21 protein-coding genes are annotated in these 21,425 nt (G+C 29.6%); all 21 read left to right on the top strand.

Annotated elements, in window-relative coordinates; translation table 11 throughout:
- Positions 1–18 precede the first annotated feature (18 nt).
- The 21 genes from BN2920_RS03725 to atpG all read left to right on the top strand — a co-directional run bounded on the left by BN2920_RS03725 (position 19) and on the right by atpG (position 21,424).
- On the top strand, positions 19–1,536 hold the full coding sequence (locus tag BN2920_RS03725; protein WP_058293692.1) for a sugar ABC transporter ATP-binding protein: 1,518 nt from the start codon (positions 19–21) through the stop codon (positions 1,534–1,536).
- 1 nt (position 1,537) lies between these two features.
- A complete protein-coding gene (locus BN2920_RS03730; protein WP_058293693.1) occupies positions 1,538–2,575 on the top strand; it encodes an ABC transporter permease in 1,038 nt (345 codons plus the stop codon).
- On the top strand, positions 2,572–3,576 hold the full coding sequence (gene yjfF / locus BN2920_RS03735) for a galactofuranose ABC transporter, permease protein YjfF (protein ID WP_058293694.1): 1,005 nt from the start codon (positions 2,572–2,574) through the stop codon (positions 3,574–3,576). Before BN2920_RS03730 ends, yjfF begins: the two co-directional genes overlap by 4 nt.
- A 281-nt stretch (positions 3,577–3,857) precedes the next feature.
- On the top strand, positions 3,858–4,430 hold the full coding sequence (locus tag BN2920_RS03740) for a methyl-accepting chemotaxis protein (protein ID WP_230131945.1): 573 nt from the start codon (positions 3,858–3,860) through the stop codon (positions 4,428–4,430).
- Positions 4,431–4,576: 146 nt separating this feature from the next.
- A complete protein-coding gene (locus tag BN2920_RS03745) occupies positions 4,577–6,340 on the top strand; it encodes a sensor histidine kinase (protein ID WP_058293696.1) in 1,764 nt (587 codons plus the stop codon).
- Between the two features lie 84 nt (positions 6,341–6,424).
- The gene (locus tag BN2920_RS03750) at positions 6,425–7,009 is read left to right on the top strand and encodes a thymidine kinase (RefSeq protein ID WP_058293697.1); all 585 of its coding nucleotides are present in this window, start codon (positions 6,425–6,427) and stop codon (positions 7,007–7,009) included.
- A 25-nt stretch (positions 7,010–7,034) separates the two neighbouring features.
- A complete protein-coding gene (prmC, locus tag BN2920_RS03755; protein ID WP_058293698.1) occupies positions 7,035–8,813 on the top strand; it encodes a peptide chain release factor N(5)-glutamine methyltransferase in 1,779 nt (592 codons plus the stop codon).
- 61 nt (positions 8,814–8,874) lie between these two features.
- On the top strand, positions 8,875–9,957 hold the full coding sequence (prfA, locus tag BN2920_RS03760) for a peptide chain release factor 1 (protein ID WP_058293699.1): 1,083 nt from the start codon (positions 8,875–8,877) through the stop codon (positions 9,955–9,957).
- Between the two features lie 106 nt (positions 9,958–10,063).
- Entirely contained in the window at positions 10,064–10,651 is a 588-nt protein-coding gene (locus BN2920_RS03765; protein WP_058293700.1) for a hypothetical protein, read from the top strand.
- Positions 10,652–10,671: 20 nt separating this feature from the next.
- Positions 10,672–11,721 (top strand): L-threonylcarbamoyladenylate synthase, encoded by a 1,050-nt coding sequence (locus BN2920_RS03770; protein ID WP_058293701.1) that lies wholly within the window; start codon positions 10,672–10,674, stop codon positions 11,719–11,721.
- Between the two features lie 103 nt (positions 11,722–11,824).
- A complete protein-coding gene (gene rpiB / locus BN2920_RS03775) occupies positions 11,825–12,274 on the top strand; it encodes a ribose 5-phosphate isomerase B (RefSeq protein ID WP_058293702.1) in 450 nt (149 codons plus the stop codon).
- A gap of 47 nt (positions 12,275–12,321) precedes the next feature.
- The gene (upp, locus tag BN2920_RS03780) at positions 12,322–12,951 is read left to right on the top strand and encodes a uracil phosphoribosyltransferase (RefSeq protein ID WP_058293703.1); all 630 of its coding nucleotides are present in this window, start codon (positions 12,322–12,324) and stop codon (positions 12,949–12,951) included.
- Positions 12,952–12,971: 20 nt separating this feature from the next.
- On the top strand, positions 12,972–13,466 hold the full coding sequence (locus BN2920_RS03785; protein ID WP_058293704.1) for a deoxycytidylate deaminase: 495 nt from the start codon (positions 12,972–12,974) through the stop codon (positions 13,464–13,466).
- Between the two features lie 153 nt (positions 13,467–13,619).
- Positions 13,620–14,771 carry a non-hydrolyzing UDP-N-acetylglucosamine 2-epimerase gene (gene wecB, locus BN2920_RS03790; RefSeq protein WP_058293705.1) on the top strand — a complete coding sequence of 384 codons (1,152 nt, stop codon included), beginning with the start codon at positions 13,620–13,622 and terminating at the stop codon, positions 14,769–14,771.
- Between the two features lie 375 nt (positions 14,772–15,146).
- Positions 15,147–16,325 carry an acetyl-CoA C-acetyltransferase gene (locus BN2920_RS03795; protein WP_058293706.1) on the top strand — a complete coding sequence of 393 codons (1,179 nt, stop codon included), beginning with the start codon at positions 15,147–15,149 and terminating at the stop codon, positions 16,323–16,325.
- A 673-nt stretch (positions 16,326–16,998) separates the two neighbouring features.
- On the top strand, positions 16,999–17,661 hold the full coding sequence (locus BN2920_RS03800; RefSeq protein WP_230131943.1) for a F0F1 ATP synthase subunit A: 663 nt from the start codon (positions 16,999–17,001) through the stop codon (positions 17,659–17,661).
- 38 nt (positions 17,662–17,699) lie between these two features.
- Positions 17,700–17,915, top strand: coding sequence for an ATP synthase F0 subunit C (gene atpE, locus BN2920_RS03805; protein ID WP_058293708.1), 216 nt, complete (start codon positions 17,700–17,702; stop codon positions 17,913–17,915).
- A 59-nt stretch (positions 17,916–17,974) separates the two neighbouring features.
- Positions 17,975–18,469: a F0F1 ATP synthase subunit B gene (locus BN2920_RS03810; protein ID WP_172437856.1), complete on the top strand. Its 495-nt coding sequence runs from the start codon at positions 17,975–17,977 to the stop codon at positions 18,467–18,469.
- Between the two features lie 2 nt (positions 18,470–18,471).
- The gene (locus BN2920_RS03815; protein WP_058293709.1) at positions 18,472–19,011 is read left to right on the top strand and encodes a F0F1 ATP synthase subunit delta; all 540 of its coding nucleotides are present in this window, start codon (positions 18,472–18,474) and stop codon (positions 19,009–19,011) included.
- A gap of 10 nt (positions 19,012–19,021) precedes the next feature.
- The gene (gene atpA / locus BN2920_RS03820; RefSeq protein ID WP_058293710.1) at positions 19,022–20,536 is read left to right on the top strand and encodes a F0F1 ATP synthase subunit alpha; all 1,515 of its coding nucleotides are present in this window, start codon (positions 19,022–19,024) and stop codon (positions 20,534–20,536) included.
- Between the two features lie 36 nt (positions 20,537–20,572).
- Positions 20,573–21,424 carry an ATP synthase F1 subunit gamma gene (gene atpG / locus BN2920_RS03825; RefSeq protein ID WP_058293711.1) on the top strand — a complete coding sequence of 284 codons (852 nt, stop codon included), beginning with the start codon at positions 20,573–20,575 and terminating at the stop codon, positions 21,422–21,424.
- The last annotated feature ends 1 nt before the right edge of the window (position 21,425 follow it).

The following is a 21,425-nucleotide window of genomic DNA, read 5'->3' on the forward strand; positions in this document are numbered from 1 at the left end:
TGTAGGAGGGAGATATATATGAATGATTCTAAAGTAGTTTTAGAAATGAAAGGTATTACTAAAATTTTTCCAGGTGTTAAAGCTTTATCAAATGTAGATTTTACATTAATGAGTGGTGAGATACATACGTTAATGGGAGAAAATGGGGCAGGAAAGTCTACACTTATTAAGGTATTAACAGGCGTTTATGAAATAGATGGAGGACAGATATTTTTAAGAGGAAAAGAAATAAAAATATCGTCAACTCAAGAAGCACAGAGACACGGAATAAGTACTGTATATCAAGAAGTTAATTTATGTCCTAATTTGACAGTTGCTGAAAATATTTTTATTGGCAGGGAGCCTGTTAAAGGTGGTTTTATAGATTGGAAAAAGATGAATGAAGATTCAGAAAAACTTTTGAAAGAGAGATTGAATTTAGATATAGATGTTAAGAAGGCATTGAATAATTATTCTGTAGCAATACAACAAATGGTTGCTATTGCACGTGCTGTAGATATGTCAAAAGGAATACTGATTCTTGATGAGCCAACTTCAAGTTTAGATGAAAATGAAGTAAAGCAATTATTTAAAATTATGAAAAAATTTAGAGAAGAAGGAATGTCAATAATATTTGTTACTCACTTTTTAGATCAAGTTTATGAAGTATCAGATAGGTTAACAGTTTTAAGAAACGGAGAATTAGTTGGAACTTATGATGCAGACAAGTTATCACGAATAGATTTAGTATCTAAAATGATAGGAAAAGATTATGGTGAGATAGTTAAATCTAATAGGATAAAAAAAGAAGTTAATAAAAATCTAACTGAAACATTAGTTACAACAAAGAATTTCGGAAGAATAGGTTCTATAAAGCCATTCAGCATAGATATAAAGAAGGGTGAAGTTATAGGATTCGCTGGATTGCTTGGATCAGGAAGAAGCGAAAGTGCAAAGGTTATATTTGGAGTAGATAAATCAACAAATGGTACTATAAATATAAATGGAAAAGAATATTCATATATCTATCCTAAAAAAGCTATAGAAGAAGGCTTTGGATTTTGTCCAGAAGATAGAAAGATTGAAGGAATAATAGGAGATTTAACAATAAGAGAGAATATTATATTAGCACTTCAAGGAAATAAGGGAATATTTAAATATATACCAATGAAGCAGCAGCAGGAAATATCACAAAAGTATATTGATTTGCTTAAAATAAAGACACCTAGTATGGAGCAAAAGATTAGCAATTTAAGTGGAGGAAATCAACAAAAAGTTATACTTGCAAGATGGCTGGCAACTAATCCTAAACTATTGATTTTAGACGAGCCTACTAGAGGTATAGATATAGGTGCAAAAGGCGAAATAACAGAATTGATTTTAGCACTAGCTAAACAAGGAATGACTATTTTATTTATTTCATCAGAACTTTCAGAAGTAGTTAAATGCTGTGATAGAGTAGTTGTACTTAGAGATAGAAATGTTATTGGGGAATTAATTGGCGATGAAATCCAAGAAGAGAGCATAATGAAAACAATAGCAGGAGGTGCAATATAATATGAATAGTAATAACTTATTTATAAAATTTTATAAATCAAAAATATTTTGGCCTTTAATAAGTCTTATAGTATTGCTTCTATTTAATTTTATAATGACACCAAGCTTTTTGAAAATTAGCATGAAGGATGGTCACTTATTTGGAAACACAATAGATATTTTAAATCGTGCAGCGCCGCTTATTATTATATCTTTGGGAATGACTTTAGTTATTGCAACACAAGGAATTGATATATCAGTAGGTTCAATAATTGCAATAAGTGCAGCCATGTCAGCAACAGTTATTGTTGGAGGTGGTTCTGTTCCGATAGCAGTAATTGTAGGTATTATTTGCGGAATTATATGTGGTGCTTGGAATGGATTATTAGTTTCATATATTGGAGTTCAGCCAATGGTAGGAACACTTATTTTATATATTGTAGGTAGAGGAATAGCACAATTAATTACTGGAGGACAAATATTAACATTTACACACAAGGGATTCATTTTTATTGGAACAGGGTATATATTACTTCCAGTTGCAATATTTATCACAGCAATCATTGGAATAATAATGTATTTTTTAATAAGAAGAACTTCATTAGGATTATTCATTGAATCTATAGGTGTAAATAGCAATTCATGTAAATATGCTGGTATACAATCTAAAAAGATAGTATTTTTACTTTATGTTATTTGTGGTTTACTTGCCGGGGTAGCTGGAATAATTCTTTGCTCTAACATTAAAAGTGCTGATGCTAACAATGTTGGATTATGGCTTGAGCTTGATGCGATTTTGGCAACGGTAATTGGAGGTACATCAATGTCTGGTGGAAGATTCTATTTAGGAGGCACAGTTGTTGGGGCGTTATTTATTCAGACATTAACAACAACTATATATAGTTTAGGAGTACCACCAGAAATAACATTAGTTGTTAAAGCTATAGTTGTTATTGTGGTATGTACAATTCAGACTCCGCAGTTTAAAAAAATGATAAATACTAAGAAAGTAACAATATCAAATAATAATGTAAAAGAAGGGGAGGTGGCTAAAGCATGAATAAAAAAGGATTGAATACCAAAAAAATAAAGCTAAATAGAGATAATATCTCAATATATGCTACTGTTGCTCTATTTTTATTGTTATTCATAATAGGTTCGGTAAAATATAGAGGATTTTTTTCATCACAAGTAATAGCTAACTTATTTATAGATAATGCATATTTAATTGTTGTAGCAATTGGTGAGGCTGTAGCAATATTAACTGGTGGAATAGACTTATCTGTTGGAGCAATGATTGCATTTGTTAGTATGATTACTGCAAGTCTCTTAGAAAAAGGTCTTAATCCGTTTTTAGTTATTGGTATTGTATTAGTAGTTGGAATAATATTTGGGACTGTTCAAGGAATTTTGATTCAAAAATTTGGACTACATCCATGGATAGTAACACTTGCAGGAATGTTCTTTGCAAGAGGTGCTAGTTACTTGATTAGTATAGATACAATAATAATAAATGATCCAACTTTCAGTAAGATATCATCTTTCAGAATCCCAATATTGCCAGGAGCATTTATTTCAATAAATGTTGTTGTAAGCTTGATTGTTTTACTTGTAGCAGTATATATGCTTAAATTCACTAAGTTTGGAAGAAGCGTATATGCATTAGGTGGAAATGAGGCTTCAGCTAAACTAATGGGATTATCTGTTGAAAAAACAAAAGTACTTGTATATACATTTTCAGGATTTTGTTCAGCTTTAGGAGGATTGCTATTTACCATATATACACTTTCAGGATACGGACTTCATTGTAATGGCATGGAAATGGATGCAATTGCAGCCTGTGTAATTGGTGGAATATTATTGACAGGTGGATATGGAAATATAATAGGACCATTATTCGGTGTATTAACAACTGGAATTATTCAAACTTTAATAATGTTTGATGGTACTTTAAATTCATGGTGGACAAAAATTGCTGTAGGTATGCTACTATTTATTTTTATAGTTTTACAAAGAGTTATTGTTCTGCAAGATGAAAAAAGAAAAAGTATAGCAACTTAGAGATATACTGAATTGGCAAATGTAAATAATATATTTAGCATATACATCTGATTCTACACCAGGATATAAAGATAACAGGTTGACTTAGAATATCTTATGCTATTTCTTGCATAAGACTAGTTACATTAATAAATAGATGTGTATAAATGCAGAACCTTATAATAATGGTTCTGCATTTATCGACTATTTAGATAGATGATATTTAGGATTACATTATTTTAAGGAGGATTTTATGAAAGGATATAAGAAAAATTATTTTAATATTAGAGATATTAGGGGATATATCAAAAAAGACTAATTTACTTTCACTTAATGCATCAATAGAAGCAGCAAGGGCGGGAGAAGCAGGCAAAGGATTCGGAGTAGTTGCAAATGAAATTAAAAAATTATCAGACTCATCAGATGAAGCAACAAAAAATATATCAGATATAATAATGTCTATAAAAGATGAGATTAATAAGAATGTTAGTATAATGAAAAGTGTTAAAGACGTATCGGAAGAACAATTTCTTTCAGTTAAACATGTAAATGAATCATTTAATAACATATTAAAATCAATTCATTGTATTATTGATATAATAAAGGATATAAATGAATCTGTTAATGAAATGAATGAATATAATAATTCTATTGTAAATTCAAGTAATGATATATATGATATATCAAAAAAATCAGTATTAGAAACTAGTAAGACTGCTGTGTCAATGGGAAACCAGATGCATAAAATAAGTGATATTGCTAAACAAGCAGAAGATTTAAACAATAAAGCCAAAGTATTAGAAGAAAAACTTAATAGATTTAGCATTGATTTAAATTGGTTTAATAGAGTCATTCTGAGTTTAATAATGTTCTAGACAAGCATTACTGAATTTAGAATGACTTATTTATTTCAACATATGATTCTATATTATTATAATAATGTAAAATATTATGTTAGAATAAACATATATTCATAATTGAAAGATTTAAAATGAACATATATGGTGGAGGAAGAGTTATTATGATAAGCCTAAAAAAAACTTTTATGAACAAAAGTATTGGAGAAAAATTGATAATATATTTTTTGGGAATCATATTAACTTTAACTCTTACTATAACATATTTTGGGAACTTAGCTTATAGAGAATCTATAAATAAATCACAAAATGAAAATACTAACCAAATAATAAAACAAATAAGTAATAACATAGATTTTTATGTAGAGAAATCTGAAAATATAATTAATTATATGTCAACAGATCCAAGAATATTAAAGTTTCTTAATGACAATGAGAAAGAAAATCATAATATTGAGGATGAAGCATATAAATCAATTTATAGATTTACTAAATTTAATTCGGAAATAGCTGGAATTATGGTCGTTAATATGAATGGTGGATATATAAGTGATGTCATGAATAAGGTATCTAGAGATTCATTAACTAATGAAGAATGGTATAAAACGTCAATTGAAGATCCGGAAAATATACATATATATACTAAGCCAATTGGTAGAAATATAAATAATATTTTTAAATATTCAGCAGATGAAGTTTTTTCAATGTCAAAAGCAGTAATAGACTACGAAACTAAAGAAATTATAGGTGTAATATTAATAGATATTAAGTTAGATGTCATAAAGAATGTTATTGAGAATTCAAAACCTGGGATAGCAGGTTTCGTATTTATAGTAGATAAAGATAGTGAAATAGTATATACCCCTGTAAATGATATTGTCTATAGAATTAAAGAAGAGTGGATAAAAGATATTAGTAATGAAATAATAACTAAAAAAATTAAAGGTGAAAATTATCAGCTGACTAAAAATACATCTCAATATACAGGATGGGAAACAGTTGGTGTATTTCCAGAAAAGGAAAGCTTAAAAGTTATAAAAAGTATAACTATGATATCATTTGCTATAGGCGGAATAGCATTAATATTCTCTACTATTTTAGCTATTGTATTTACAAATAGCATAGCTAATCCAATTTATAAATTAAAAAGTCTTATGAGACAAGCACAAAATGGAGATTTAGATGTATATTTTAATAGAAAATATAATGATGAAATAGGCGATCTTGGAGATTCTTTCAATAGTATGGTAAAAGAAATAAAAAATCTTTTAAGATTAATTAAGATAGAAGAAACTAAAAAAAGAAAAGCAGAAATGAATGTACTTCAGGCTCAAATAAAACCACATTTTATGTACAATACACTGGATACTATAAGATGGATGGCAGAAGAAAAAGAAGAAAATGATATAGTTGAAATAATAGAATCATTTACTAATTTGCTTAGAATAAGTCTAAGCAAAGGTAAAGAAATTATAACAATTAATGATGAATTGAATCATATTACAAGTTATCTAAGAATTCAAAAAATTAGATATGAGGAGAAATTAGACTATGAGATACATTTTGATAAAGAAATTCTGAAATATAAAGTCATAAAATTGATATTACAGCCGTTAATTGAAAATGCTATTTATCATGGAATAAAGGAAAAACGAGGAAATGGGAAAGTTGTAGTAATTGCTGAGAAGAGTGAGGATATGATATACTTTTCAGTTTGCGATAATGGCAAAGGAATAGATGAAAGAAAGCTAAAGGCAATAAACGATATGCTTGAATCTGGAAATATAAAAGATGATCAACTTGGATATGGTATCTTTAATGTAAATGAAAGAATAAAGTTAATGTATGGGAAAGAATATGGAGTAACGTTTAAAAGTATCTTTGGAGAAGGAACAATGGTTGAAATTAAACATCCAATAATTGAATAACATATATTTTAATAAAGTTCTTTTTATGATTATTATTAAATGCTATAATCGAGTATGAAAAGTAAATAAGGAGCGAACGACTAGATGAGTAAATTATATTTCAGATATGGTGCTATGAATTCAGGAAAATCAACGCATCTAATGCAGGTAGCGTATAATTATGAAGAACGTGGGATGAAAGTTCTAATAATAAAACCTATGGTAGATAAAAAAGGTGGTGACACGCTTGTTTCTAGATTAGGTGTAGGAAGAAAAGTAGATTTATTGTTAGATGAAAATGATAATGTACTTGATATAATTAAGGAAAGATTAAATGCGAATAAAAAAATAGATTGTATATTAGTAGATGAAGTTCAATTTTTAAAAGAAGCTCAAATAGATGAGCTATTTGAAATCGCTGTTACTTTAAATATTCCGATAATATGTTATGGACTAAGAACAGATTTTAAAAGAAATGGATTCGAAGGAAGTACAAGACTTTTACTTATAGCACATAGTATAGAAGAAATGAAGACTATATGTGCATGTGGTAAAAAAGCTATTTTTAATGGAAGAAAAATAAACAATAAATTTGTATTTGAAGGTGAACAAATTGCCATTGATGAACAAAATGATGTTAATTACGAATCGCTATGTGGAGAGTGCTACTACAAATATAAGTTACAATAAATAATGTGAAAGTAGTGATGAATTTATGAAAAGATGTGATGTTGGAGGTCAGGCGGTAATAGAAGGCGTAATGATGAGAGGTAATAAAGGCCTTGCAACTGCTGTTAGAACTCCAAAAGGAAAAATTGAAATAGATATGAAAAATGCAAAACCATTAACGAAAAAGTATAAAATACTAGGGTTACCACTTGTTAGAGGTTTCTTTTCACTTATAGATTCTATGAAAATTGGAATGGATTGCTTAAATTATTCGGCTTCATTTTTTGAAGATGATGAAGATGAAGAGCCATCAAAATTTGAAAAGTGGTTAGATGATAAATTAGGTGATAAAGCAAATGATTTTATAATGGGCGTGACAATGATTATTTCATTTGTGTTCGCGATAGGACTGTTTATGTTACTTCCAACAGGAATTGCTTCATTATTTAAGTTTACAGGAGTATCTAATATTGGACTGCACTTTATAGAGGCATGTATAAGAATAATACTATTGCTTGGATATATGTTTCTTATAAGTAAAATGAAAGATATTTATAGAGTGTTTCAGTATCATGGCGCAGAACATAAAACTATTTTTTGTTATGAGGCAATGGAAGAATTGACAGTAGAGAATGTTAAAAAGCAGCCAAGGCTGCATCCAAGATGTGGAACCAACTTCATGTTTTTGATTATGATTGTAAGTATTTTAATTTTTTCATTAACAGGATGGGGGAGTCTTTTAGAAAGATTATTATTAAGAATAATTTTAATTCCAGTTGTTACAGGCGTAAGTTATGAATTAATAAGATTTCTAGGAAGAAATAATGGGAATTTAGCTAAAATCATAGCTTATCCAGGGTTAAAGCTTCAATTATTGACAACTAAGGAACCGGATGATAGTCAAATTGAAGTCGCAATTGCAGCTCTAAAAGCAGCTGAAGGAATTAAAGATCCTGAAAAAACTATCGAAAAGCTAATAACTTATGGAACTAATATTTTAAAAGAAGAAAAAATAGACACAGCGAGATTGGATACTGAATTATTACTTGGATACGTAATCGAAAAAGACAGATTATATTTAATAACTCATAAAGAAGAGAATGTATCTAAAGATAAAGAAGAAAAGTTTATGGAATTAATTGAACAACGCAAAAATAGGAAACCTATAAAATATATTTTGAAGAAATGTGATTTTATGGGGCTTGATTTTTATGTTGAAGAAGGTGTTCTGATTCCAAGAGGAGATACAGAAATTTTAGTAGATGAAGTTCTTAAGCTTATACCAGAAGATTCAAATATGAATGTTTGTGATTTATGCTGTGGATCAGGAGCAATTGGTATATCATTAGCGCACAATAGAAAAAGTATATTTGTTGATTTAGTAGATTACTATGATATTCCTGAGAAAGTAACTTTAATTAATATAAAGAATAACAATGTAGAAAATTCAGCAAAGTTTATTAAAAGTGATTTGTTAGATGAAGCAATAAAAGATAACAAGACTTATGATGTGATAGTTTCTAATCCACCATACATAGAAGAACATGAAATAGAAAATCTTATGGATGATGTAAAAAAATATGAGCCACACACTGCTTTAAGTGGTGGTAAGGATGGTTTGGATTTTTATAAGAAGATAGTAAAGCAAAGTAAGGATGTATTAAAGGAAAATGGAATATTAGCTTTTGAAATAGGTTATAATCAAGGTAATGAAGTAAAATCGTTAATGATAGAAAACAATTTTAAAGATGTTAAAATTATTAAAGATTTTGCAGGTTTAGACAGAATTGTAATTGGAACGTCAATTAATACTAGAGTTGATTGATAAAGATATAGTGTTTGTGATATAATATATAAATGCTAAAATTAGAGTACGGAGTGATTACATGTTATTAGATAAGTTAGAATTTATAGAAAATAAATATGACGAACTATCAGTTAAAATCAGTGATCCATCAATAATGCAAAACCAAAATGAATGGAGAAAGCTTTGTAAAGAGCATGCTGATTTAGAAGTAATAGTTAATAGTTATAGAGAATATAAAAAAGTTACACAAGATTTACAAGATAATAAGGAAATGCTTTCTATGGAAAGTGATAAAGAGATGAGAGAGATGTTAAATGAAGAAATCTCATCACTTACAGCTAGAGAGGCAGAACTTGAAAGAGAAATTCAAATATTATTATTACCAAAAGACCCTAATGATGAAAAGAATGTTTTTGTTGAAATTAGAGGTGGTGCTGGTGGAGAAGAAGCAGCATTATTTGCATATAATTTATTTAGAATGTTTACAAGATATGCAGAAAATCAAAGATGGGCAGTAGAAATAATGAGTTTAAATGAAACTGATCTTGGTGGTTTTAAAGAAGTTGTATTCATGGTAAAAGGTAATGGAGCATATTCAAAACTTAAGTATGAAAGTGGAGTTCATAGAGTACAAAGAGTTCCAGATACAGAATCAAGCGGTAGAATACACACTTCAACAGCTACAGTGGCTGTACTTCCAGAAGTTGATGATGTTGAAATCGAAATTAATGATAAGGATATTAGAATAGATGTATTTAGAGCATCAGGTAATGGTGGACAATGCGTTAATACTACAGATTCAGCAGTTAGAATTACGCATTTACCAAGCGGTCTTGTAGTATCGTGCCAAGATGAAAAATCACAATTAAAAAATAAAGAAAAAGCAATGAAGGTCTTAAAAGCTAGATTGTATGAACAAGCTGAAAGAGAAAGAGCAGACGGAATTGCTGAAGATAGAAAGAGCCAAGTAGGTACAGGGGATAGAAGTGAAAGAATAAGAACTTACAATTATCCTCAAGGAAGAGTTACTGACCATAGAATAGGATTAACTCTATATAAATTGGAATCATTCCTAGATGGAGATATGGATGAAATGATAAATGCTCTTATAACAGCAGATCAAGCAGAAAAAATGAAACTTATGGGTAATACAGAAGCTTAATAAATTAAAAGGGGATTGTAACAAAATAATTAACTTAATGTTAGATTTTGATACAGTCCCATTTTAATGGGCAATGGTTTGAATTATAGTGCTTTAGGGGGATTGTATGGATATATATAAGGCGATAAAGCTAGAAAAAAAGCGACTTAAGATATTTTTGATTCTTATGTTTATGATAGCATTAATTCTTCCAATAATTTTAATATTCACTAATTTATTCACTTTATTTTATATATCATACCTAATTATAATTGAAATATTAATATGCATGTCAATTATAATTAAGTTCAATTATTATAAGGTTGAATATAGATGTGTGAATAATAGGCTGATGTTTAAAACTGGAATTTTAACCAAAGAAAATTTGCTTATGTGTGATAAAGTTTGGTTAGTACATACTAATAACTGTGATTATGATTTAGAGATTATTATAATTACAAATGTTGTTTTTAAAAATAAATACTTAAGACCGGTTGAAGAAAATTTCTTAAGAAGGTATCCACAAATAAAACCGTATTACAAAAAGATAAAAGAAAAAAATCCAGATAAAAAATATTATTTTCAAGTTATAAAAAGAGGTGGACTGAAAAAATACTTATTATTAGATTCAATATATAGAAATTGTGTTAAAGCAGTTTATACTGATGAAAGTATACAAAATATAAAGATCGCGAGAGGTCAAATGATAGTGTAAACTAGAAAGAAGGTAGGATTTTGAAAACTAAAATTAGTATGATAAAAAATGCTAGTGAAGATGAAAAAGAAATACAAGAGGCAGCAGAAATAATAAAAAATGGTGGAACAGTAGTATTTCCAACTGAAACAGTTTATGGTTTAGGCGCTGATGGATTAAATTCAGAAGCAGTAAAAAAGATATTTGAAGCCAAGGGAAGACCTCAAGATAATCCGCTTATTATACATGTATCATCAAAAGATCTTAACTTATATGCTGAAGAAGTACCACAAATTGCAAATAAGCTTGTAGAAAAGTTTTGGCCGGGTCCACTAACAATAATATTAAAAAAGAAAGATATTGTACCAAATGAAACAAGTGCAAGTTTAGATTCAATAGGAATTAGAATGCCTAATAATGAAATTGCATTAAAACTAATAGAATTAAGTGAGACTACAATTGCTGCACCGTCTGCTAATATAAGTGGAAGACCAAGCCCAACAGATCTTCAAAGGTGTGTTGAAGATCTTGATGGAAAAGTAGATTGTATATTAGGAGGAGAGCAAAGTGATATAGGAGTGGAATCAACTATAGTTGATTGTACAGTTAATCCACCTTTAGTTTTGCGTCCAGGTGGAGTTACACTAGAAATGCTTAGAGAAATAGATCCTAATATAAATATAGACCCTGCAATAATGAAGAAGCCAGAACCTAATTTAAAGCCAAAGGCTCCAGGAATGAAATATAGACATTATGCTCCAAAAGCTAAAGTTACAATAGTTTCTGGAAATAAAAAGAATACTATTGAAAAGATAAAAGAAATGGTACATTATAATATAGAGAAGAAGAAAAAGGTTTGCATATTAACAGTAGATGAAAATGAAAAAGAATATAGTGAAGGAATCAAAATTTCTTTGGGAAGTTTAAATGACTTATCTACTGTAGCGAGAAATTTATTTGAAACATTAAGAAAATGTGATGATATTGGCGCGGATGTTGTTTTTGCAGAAAGTTTTGAACAAAAAGGTGTAGGAATCGCTATAATGAATAGACTAAATAAAGCAGCAGGATTTGATATTGTAGAGGTATAATTATTAACGTTAGTAAAATTTAATTATCAATGTATTAAAAATCACTATAGTCCCCATTGATAATTAATAAATTATAATTAAAATATTTTTGGAGGTAGGAGTTATGAAAATAGCTATAGGATGTGACCACGGTGCTTTTAGATTAAAAAATGAAATCATAGAGTTTTTAAACAGTGAAAATTACGAAGTTAAAGACTTTGGAACATATTCTGAAGAGTCTTGTGATTATCCAGACATTGCACTTCCAGTTGCAGAAGCAGTTGTAAATAAGGAATATGACTTTGGTATATTAGTATGTGGAACAGGAATAGGTATTGGTATTGCAGCTAATAAGGTTCCAGGAGTAAGAGCAGCCCTATGTTCAGATACTTTTAGTGCACATGCTACTAGAGAACATAATAATGCAAATATATTAACTATGGGACAGAGAGTTGTTGGAACAGGTCTTGCATTAGATATAGTTAAAACATTTTTAAATACGGAATTTGAAGGTGAAAGACATCAAAAAAGAATTGATAAGATATCAGAAATTGAGAAAAAATACTCAAAATAACAAAAGCTAAATAAAAAATGATTTAATGAAAGTTGGAGGAATATAAAATGAGCAAAGTTACAGAGATAAATCATCCATTAATATTACACAAACTATCTATTTTAAGAAGTGAAAAAACAGGTTCTAAAGAATTTAGAAAGTTAGTAGAAGAAATTTCTATGTTAATGGCTTATGAAGTTACAAGAGATTTAAGTATGGAAGAAGTAGAAGTAAAAACTCCTATTTGTACAACAAAGTGCAAAGTATTAGCAGGAAAGAAGATGGCTGTAGTTCCGATACTAAGAGCTGGTCTTGGAATGGTAGATGGAGTTGTAAATATAATTCCAGCAGCTAAAATAGGCCATATTGGATTATATAGAGATGAAGAAACACTTCAACCAGTTGAATATTTCTGCAAATTACCACAAGATATTGCTGAAAGAGATGTATTAGTAGTAGATCCAATGCTAGCAACTGGCGGATCATCAATAGATGCAATAACTATGTTAAAGAAAAGAGGAGCTAAGAGTTTAAAATTAATGTGCTTAGTAGGAGCTCCAGAAGGAATAGAGGCAGTAAAAGAAGCTCATCCAGATGTGGATATTTTCTTAGCATCAATAGATGAAAAATTAAATGAACATGGATATATAGTGCCAGGACTTGGAGATGCTGGTGATAGATTGTTTGGAACTAAATAATAATATTTAGGAGAAATGATATGGAGAGACGCGATAAGCATAACTATTACTTAGATATATCTGAAACAGTTTTAGAAAGAGGAACTTGTTTGAGGAGAAATTATGGTTCTATCATAGTAAAAAATGATGAAATAATTTCTACAGGATATACAGGGGCACCTAGAGGAAGAAAAAATTGCATAGATTTAAATTTATGTATAAGAGAAAAGCTTAATGTACCTAGAGGAAAACAATATGAACTTTGTAGAAGTGTACATAGTGAGGCAAATGCAATTATCAGCGCTTCAAGAAGAGATATGATAGGCGCAACTTTATATCTAGTAGGTAAAGATGCTAAAACTGGAGAGTATGTTGAAAATGCAAATTCATGTTCAATGTGCAAAAGACTTATAGTAAATTCTGGAATAAAGAATATAATTATAAGAGATAGTAAAGATAAATTCAGGGAAATAAATGTTGAAGAATGGATTGAAAATGATGATTCTCTTGAAATTATGAAGGAAGCTGGATATTAAAAGAACATATTAAGAAAACCCGATTGGTGATATTTTGCCAATCGGGATTCTTTTAGTGTATAATACCAATATGGAATGAAATTTTTATACAATATAAGGATAAATAAGTATTTAAAGTCTTGTAGCTGTGTTCAATGAAATGGAGGAAACAGAGTGGGTAAAAAGAAGATAATAACTATATTTGGAACGAGACCAGAAGCAATAAAAATGGCACCGTTAGTAAAAGAACTTGAAAGAAGAGAAGAGATAGAATCAAAAGTTTGTGTAACAGCTCAACATAGAGAAATGCTTGATCAAGTTTTAGAACTATTTGATATAACACCAGATTTTGATTTAAATATAATGAAAAGCAAGCAGACTTTAACAGGAATAACTAATAGGGTTTTAGAAGGACTAGAAGAAGTATTTGATATAGAAAAGCCTGATATGATTTTGGTACATGGAGATACTACGACTACATTTGCTGGAGCCTTAGCTGCTTTTTATAAACAAATAAAGGTTGGGCATGTTGAAGCTGGTCTTAGAACATTTAATAAATATTTCCCATTTCCAGAAGAGATGAATAGAAAATTAACAGGAAGCTTAGCAGATTTACATTTTGCGCCTACAAAAGGATCAAAAAATAATTTATTAAGAGAAGGCGTTAATGAAAATGATATTTATATCACAGGTAATACTGTAATTGATGCAATGCAGCATACTGTTGATGAAGATTATATTTTTGAAAATGATGAATTAAATAAAATAGATTTTGAAAATAAAAAAATTATAATGATTACTGCCCATAGAAGAGAAAATTGGGGGGAAGGAATAGAAAATATTTGTGAGGCTTTAAATAGAATAGTTGAAGAAAATAAAGATGTAGAATTAGTATATCTAGTACATTTAAATCCAGTTGTTAAGGATGTTGTATTTGAAAAGTTAGGTAATAAAGAAAGAGTTCATTTATTGTCGCCTTTAGATACTAAAGAAACTCATAATTTAATGAATAGGTCATTTATGGTAATGACTGATTCAGGTGGATTACAAGAAGAAGCACCACACTTAGGGAAACCAGTTTTAGTGCTAAGAGATGTTACAGAAAGGCCAGAAGCAGTTGAAGCTGGCACAGTTAAATTAGTTGGAACAGATGTAGCAAAGATAGTTGAAGAAGCAAATGAATTAATTAATAATATAGACGCGTATAATAAAATGAGCAAATCTATAAATCCATATGGCGATGGATTAGCGTCTAAGAGAATTGTTAATGCTATATTAAAGTACTATGGATTAAGTGATAATGAAATAGAAGAATTTATAAGATAAATAAAATGCAAAGCAACTTTCAATGAATAATTATCAATTAATATAGAAAAAATTTCAGTTTATCTTGAAATTTATTATTGTGTAGATTTTGTTTATGCAAAATCTACTGCTTTTAAGTCTCTAAAATATGAGCTTTAGAAATTTTCTAAAGCTCATATTTATATAGTGCAGATTTTTCTTAAAGAAAAACCATTTATAATTGATCACTGAAAATTGATCATTAATAATTATAAGTTGCGTTGCAACTTATTTAAAGTATGTTTAAAATTTAACAAGATACTTGCTAAAAAAACTATTAATGGTTATAATTATATTGTGTTAATAATTTAACGAAATAGAAAATAATATAATATATATGATTATGGAGGTTAATTTATGAAAGACGTAGTTATCGTAAGCGCAGTAAGAACTGCAATCGGTACTTTTGGTGGATCTTTAAAAGATGTACCAGCAGTAGATTTAGGAGCATTAGTTATTAAGGAAGCTGTTAACAGAGCAGGAATTAAACCAGAATTAGTTGAAGAAGTTATCATGGGTAATGTTATTCAAGCTGGTCTTGGTCAAAACACAGCTAGACAAGCTGCTGTAAAATCAGGTTTACCAGAAGAAATTCCTGCTATGACTATTAATAAGGTTTGTGGCTCAGGATTAAGAGCAGTAAGCTTAGCAGCTCAAATGATTAAAGCTGGAGACGCTGATTGTGTTGTTGCTGGTGGTATGGAAAGCATGTCTAATGCTCCATATGCAATAAAAGAAATGAGATGGGGACATAAAATGAATGCTACAAAGACAGTTGATACAATGATCAACGATGCTTTATGGGATGCATTTAATGACTATCACATGGGTGTTACTGCTGAAAACATAGCTGAAAAATGGAATTTAACTAGAGAAGAATTAGATGCATTTGCTGCAAGCTCTCAAGCTAAAGCTGAAGCTGCAATTAAAGCAGGAAAATTCAAGGATGAAATAGTTCCAGTTGTTATTCCTCAAAGAAAAGGAGATCCAAAGGTATTTGATACTGATGAAGGCCCAAGATTTGGAACAACTGCAGAAACTTTAGCAAAGTTAAAGCCATGTTTCATTAAAGATGGTAAAGTTACTGCAGGTAATGCGTCAGGAATTAATGATGGAGCTGCTGCATTTGTTATCATGAGTGCTGATAAAGCTAAAGAATTAGGATTAAAAGTTATGGCTACAATTAAATCTTATGGTTCAAGAGGATTAGATCCAGCAATAATGGGATATGGACCATTCTATGCAACTAAAAAAGCTTTAGAAAATGTAAATATGGAAGTTAAAGACTTAGATCTAATCGAAGCTAATGAAGCATTTGCTTCTCAAAGTTTGGCAGTAGCTAAAGATTTAGGATTTGATATGGACAAGGTTAATGTAAATGGTGGAGCTATTGCTTTAGGACATCCAGTTGGAGCATCTGGAGCAAGAATATTAGTTACACTTCTTCACGAAATGGAAAAGAGAGATGCTAAAACAGGTTTAGCTACTCTTTGCATAGGTGGAGGAATGGGAACAGCTCTTATTGTTGAAAGATAGTGTTCGCTTATAAAAAAGCCAGAGAAATATCTCTGGCTTTTTTTATAAATATGCTTGTAAACGTATATTGTAGAATATAGTGTTATATGCGAATAATGTGTTGAAAAAATAAAAAATAATAATTGAATAAGTACCATTGTTGATATTCAGTAGCATAAAAAGAGATAATAGTAAACCGATAACTATATATTAAAAAAAGAGAAGATATTTACTGTTTTAAATAGATATATTACATATAATGGAAAAGAATTCAAGTGAAAATGTTATCACAAAACAGAAAGAGTTTATTCATATAACTAAATATTCAGACAATTGAATAAATGGATATTACTTTATGTAAAAATAAAGAAAAAATGAGAAAATACAAACATTATCTAAGGATTTAGGAGAAATGTAGAGTTATTTTCCCACAATTACCCCAAAAGGATAAATTCGACTATAAATCATGATTTGTTAAAAATTATAAAACGAGCTATAATTCTGATATTGGATTTAGCAATGATCTTAAAGATATGAATAATCTTATTTCATTGATGATAAACTATAAATATATGGATGGATTATTGATGTTTTTATGAAAAAGCTTTATTATCCTTCAAAAATTATGTGGGTCTTTCAAACAATTAAATTAATTTTGAATGATTGCATAAAGTAATGAAAGGGAGTGTTTAATGTGGAAATATCTTTGACGACTGGATATCCATTGGGGTTAAGCAGTGAAATTGTGACTCAATGGGTAATTATGTTGTTCTTAGCTATTGGCGGATTTCTATTAACACGGAACTTAAAAAACGTTCCTGATAAAAAACAGGCAGCGTTAGAAAAGCTGTATGTAACGATAGAATCTGTAGTAAAAAGTACTATGGGTGAAAGTTACACAAATTTTATTCCATATGTAGGAAGTTTAATCATTTATCTATTATGTATGAACTTTACTGGGTTAATTGGAATAAAACCAGCAACCCAAAGTTTAAGTGTAACAGCTGGATTAGGATTAACAACATTTATGACTATCCATTATACAGCCATAAAGAGAAATGGTCTTTTTGATTATGCAAAAGGCTATGCACATCCTTTTATAGTAATGTTACCAATAAACATAATGGAAAGAGTTATGCTTCCAGTATCGTTAGCTCTTCGACTATTTGGTAATATGTTAGCTGCAACATTGCTAGTAGATATGGTCTATGAAGCATTAGCTGGTGTAGCAAGTATTGCACAAATAGGTTTACCAATTATAGTACATTCATATTTCGATGTTTTTGATGGAACAATTCAAATGCTCGTTTTTTCAATGTTAACTATGATTCAAATAAAATTAGTTTCTGAAGAGTAGAAAAATAAAATTATTATTTATTTAGGAGGAATTATAAGATGAGTTTAGGAGTTTTAGCAGCTGCAATAGCAGTATTTACAGGAGTAGGTGCAGGAATTGGTATTGGTATAGCAACAGGAAAGGCAACAGAAGCAATTGCTAGACAACCAGAAGCAGCAGGAAAAATTCAAACAGCATTGATTATCGGTGGAGGTCTTGCAGAAGCAACAGCAATCTATGGATTAATAATCGCATTTATGTTAATGAATAAATAATCAATTAATATAACTTGAGTTGAGTGTATTGACTCCGAAGGGAGGAAGAAAGTAATTATATGGAGAATATAGAAATTGGAATTAAAATTTCTACGCTGATATATACGATAATAAACTTTGCAATATTACTTTTGATTTTAAAACACTTTTTTTGGGATAAATTAAAAGGAATTATTGAATCAAGACAAAGTGAAGTAGAAGATATGTTAGCTAAGGCCGATGAAGATTCTGAAAAAGCTAGAATGTATTTAGTTCAAAATGAAAGAATATTAAAAGACGCCAAAAAAGAAGGTAAAAAGATTACTGAAGCTCAAAAGAAGAAAGCTGAAAAAATTTATGATGAAATATTAGATGATGCAAAAAAAGAGGCAGATTCACTTGTTGAGAGAGCAAAAGTAGAAATAGGCAGGGAAAAAGAAAAAGCTGAATATGAAGTCAAAAAACAAGCTGTAGATTTAGCAGTAGAACTTTCTATAAAAGCTTTAGATACACAAATTGATGAAGACTTACATAGAAAACTTATTAGCGACTTTATTGCTAAGGTAGGGATGTAATTATGTATGAATATTTAGATAGAAGATATGCTTTAGCTCTTTATGAAGTTGCTGAAGGAAAAGGAAAAGTTCAAGAGTATTTAGATGATTTAAGGGAAATATGTGATTTAATTGAAAATAATCATGATTTCTACGAAGTAATAAAGCATCCTCAAATTAGCACAAGAAGAAAGAAGAAGACATTTATAAGTATATTTAAAGGTAAAATAGATGAGGAACTTCTTTCATTTCTTTTAATACTAATAGAAAAAAATAGAATATTATTTCTAAGAGAAAAGTTATCTCAAATGGAGTTAATTGATCTTGAAAGAAAAAATACTGTAAAAGGATTAATAAAAACAGCTATTCCGTTATTACCAGAGGAATTAGATAAGCTTCAAAATTTATTTGAAACCAAGTATAACAAAAAAATTATATTTGAAACTCAAGTTGATAAAGAAGTTTTAGGTGGAGTTTATATAAGAGTAGGCAATGATGTAATAGACGGAACAATAAAATCTAAAATAGATGAAATAAAAGAATTAATTCTTAAAAAGAAATAGAGGTGAATCCATGAATATTAAACCAGAAGAAATAACTTCTATTATAAAAAAAGAAATAGAAAAATATGAAAAGCAAATAAAAACAGTAGATTCTGGTACAATAATCCAAGTTGGAGATGGTGTTGCGAGGGTTTATGGATTAGATGAATGTATGGAAGGTGAACTTCTAGAATTCCCAAATGATGTATATGGAATGGCACTAAACCTTGAACAAGATAATGTAGGATGCGTTCTATTAGGTAGTGAAGAGGGAATCAAAGAAGGAGACATTGTTAAAGGTACAGGTAGAATAGTTGAGGTGCCAGTTGGTGATGAACTAATTGGTAGAGTTGTAAATTCACTTGGTGAACCTTTAGACGGAAAAGGACCTATAAATACAAATCAAACAAGACCTGTAGAAGTACCGGCGCCTAGTATTATAGAAAGAAGCTCTGTTAATGAACCTCTTCAAACTGGTATCAAAGCAATTGATTCTATGATTCCTATAGGTAAAGGACAAAGAGAACTTATTATAGGTGATAGACAAACAGGAAAAACAGCTATAGCTATTGATACAATATTAAACCAAAAGGGAAAAGATGTTATTTGTATATATGTAGCAATTGGACAAAAGCAATCTACAGTAGCTAATATAGTTAATACTTTTACTGAAATGGGAGCTATGGACTACAGCATAGTTGTATCATCTACAGCTGCAGACTCTGCACCACTTCAATATATTGCACCATATGCAGGTTGTAGTATTGGTGAATATTTTATGAATAAGGGTAAAGATGTATTAATAATATATGATGATTTATCAAAACATGCTGTTGCCTATAGAGCAATGTCATTACTACTTAAAAGACCACCAGGCAGAGAAGCTTACCCAGGGGATGTATTCTATATACATTCAAGATTGCTTGAAAGAGCGGCTAAATTATCGCCAGAATTAGGCGGTGGATCATTGACTGCACTACCTATTATAGAAACATTAGCAGGGGACATCACAGCTTATATACCAACTAACGTAATTTCAATTACAGATGGTCAAATATTCTTACAATCAGATTTATTCTTATCAGGACAAAGACCAGCTGTAAATCCAGGTATTTCTGTATCAAGAGTTGGTGGTAACGCTCAAATTAAAGCTATGAAGCAAGTAAGTGGTACATTGAGACTAGACCTTGCACAATATAGAGAACTTGAAGCATTTGCACAATTTGGTTCTGATATGGATAATGATTCAAGCAGAAGACTTGAAAAAGGTAAGAGATTAGTCGAAGTATTAAAACAAAGTCAATATAGTCCAATGGATGTTGAAAAACAAGTAATAATCTTATATGCAGCAGTTAATGATTTCTTATCAGATATTAAAGTTAAAGATATAAGAAAATTTGAACAGGGACTTTTGGAATATATAGATACTCATCATAGAGAAGTTGAAAAATCTATAATTGCAGAAAAGACTCTTACAGATGAGATAAAGAAACAATTAGAAGTAGTTATAGTTGAGTTTAAAAAGATATTTTTACAAGAAGCATAGCTTATAATAAGCTATGCCATTCTTTAGGAGGTAATCATGGGAGCAGCTGGACTTATTGATATAAAAAGAAGAATAAAGTCAGTAGAAAATACTAGAAAAATTACAAATGCCATGGGACTTGTTGCTACTTCTAAGCTACGTAAAACTAAAAAAGAATTATTAGTAAATGAAGGTTTTGTAAATTCATTAGAACCTATTGTTAAAGCACTGTCTGCATCTTTTTCTAAAGATGATGAAAATATATATTTTGATGGAAATAAAAGTGAAGATAAATTATATATAGTCATGACATCTGAAACAGGATTATGCGGTGGATTCAATGCTAATATAGCTGCATATCTGAATGGTTTAATTGGTAATGAAAAAGCCAATAGCAAAGTTATGGTTGTAGGAAATAGAGGTATAGGTTATATTAAAAGAATTGGTCTTGATACGGTTGAAGAATATGTGGATATATCAGATCTACCAACTGTAAAAGAGTGCAAGGTTATTTTTGAAAAAGCATTTAGCATGTATATTAGCGGTTCAGTATCAGAAATAAATGTTGTATATACAAAATTTTATTCACCAGTTAAACAAGTACCTACATCTGTAAAGATATTACCAATAGAACGAATAGAAGATAAAGAGCATATATATACAATTGAACCAAGTGTAGATATTGTATTAGGTGATGCAATTAACCTTTATTTAAAAGCTAAAGTAAGAAATCTTTTGTTAAGCTCAAAATGTAGTGAACAAAGTTCAAGAATGACTGCGATGGATGGAGCTACAAGTAACGCAAATGATTTATTATCTGATTTAAATCTTAAATACAATAGAATTAGGCAAGGAATTATTACGCAAGAAATAAGTGAAATAGTTGGAGGAGCAGCAGCTCAAAAATAGT

It is taken from the genome of Clostridium neonatale (genome assembly GCF_001458595.1).
Taxonomy (GTDB): Bacteria; Bacillota; Clostridia; order Clostridiales; family Clostridiaceae; genus Clostridium; species Clostridium neonatale.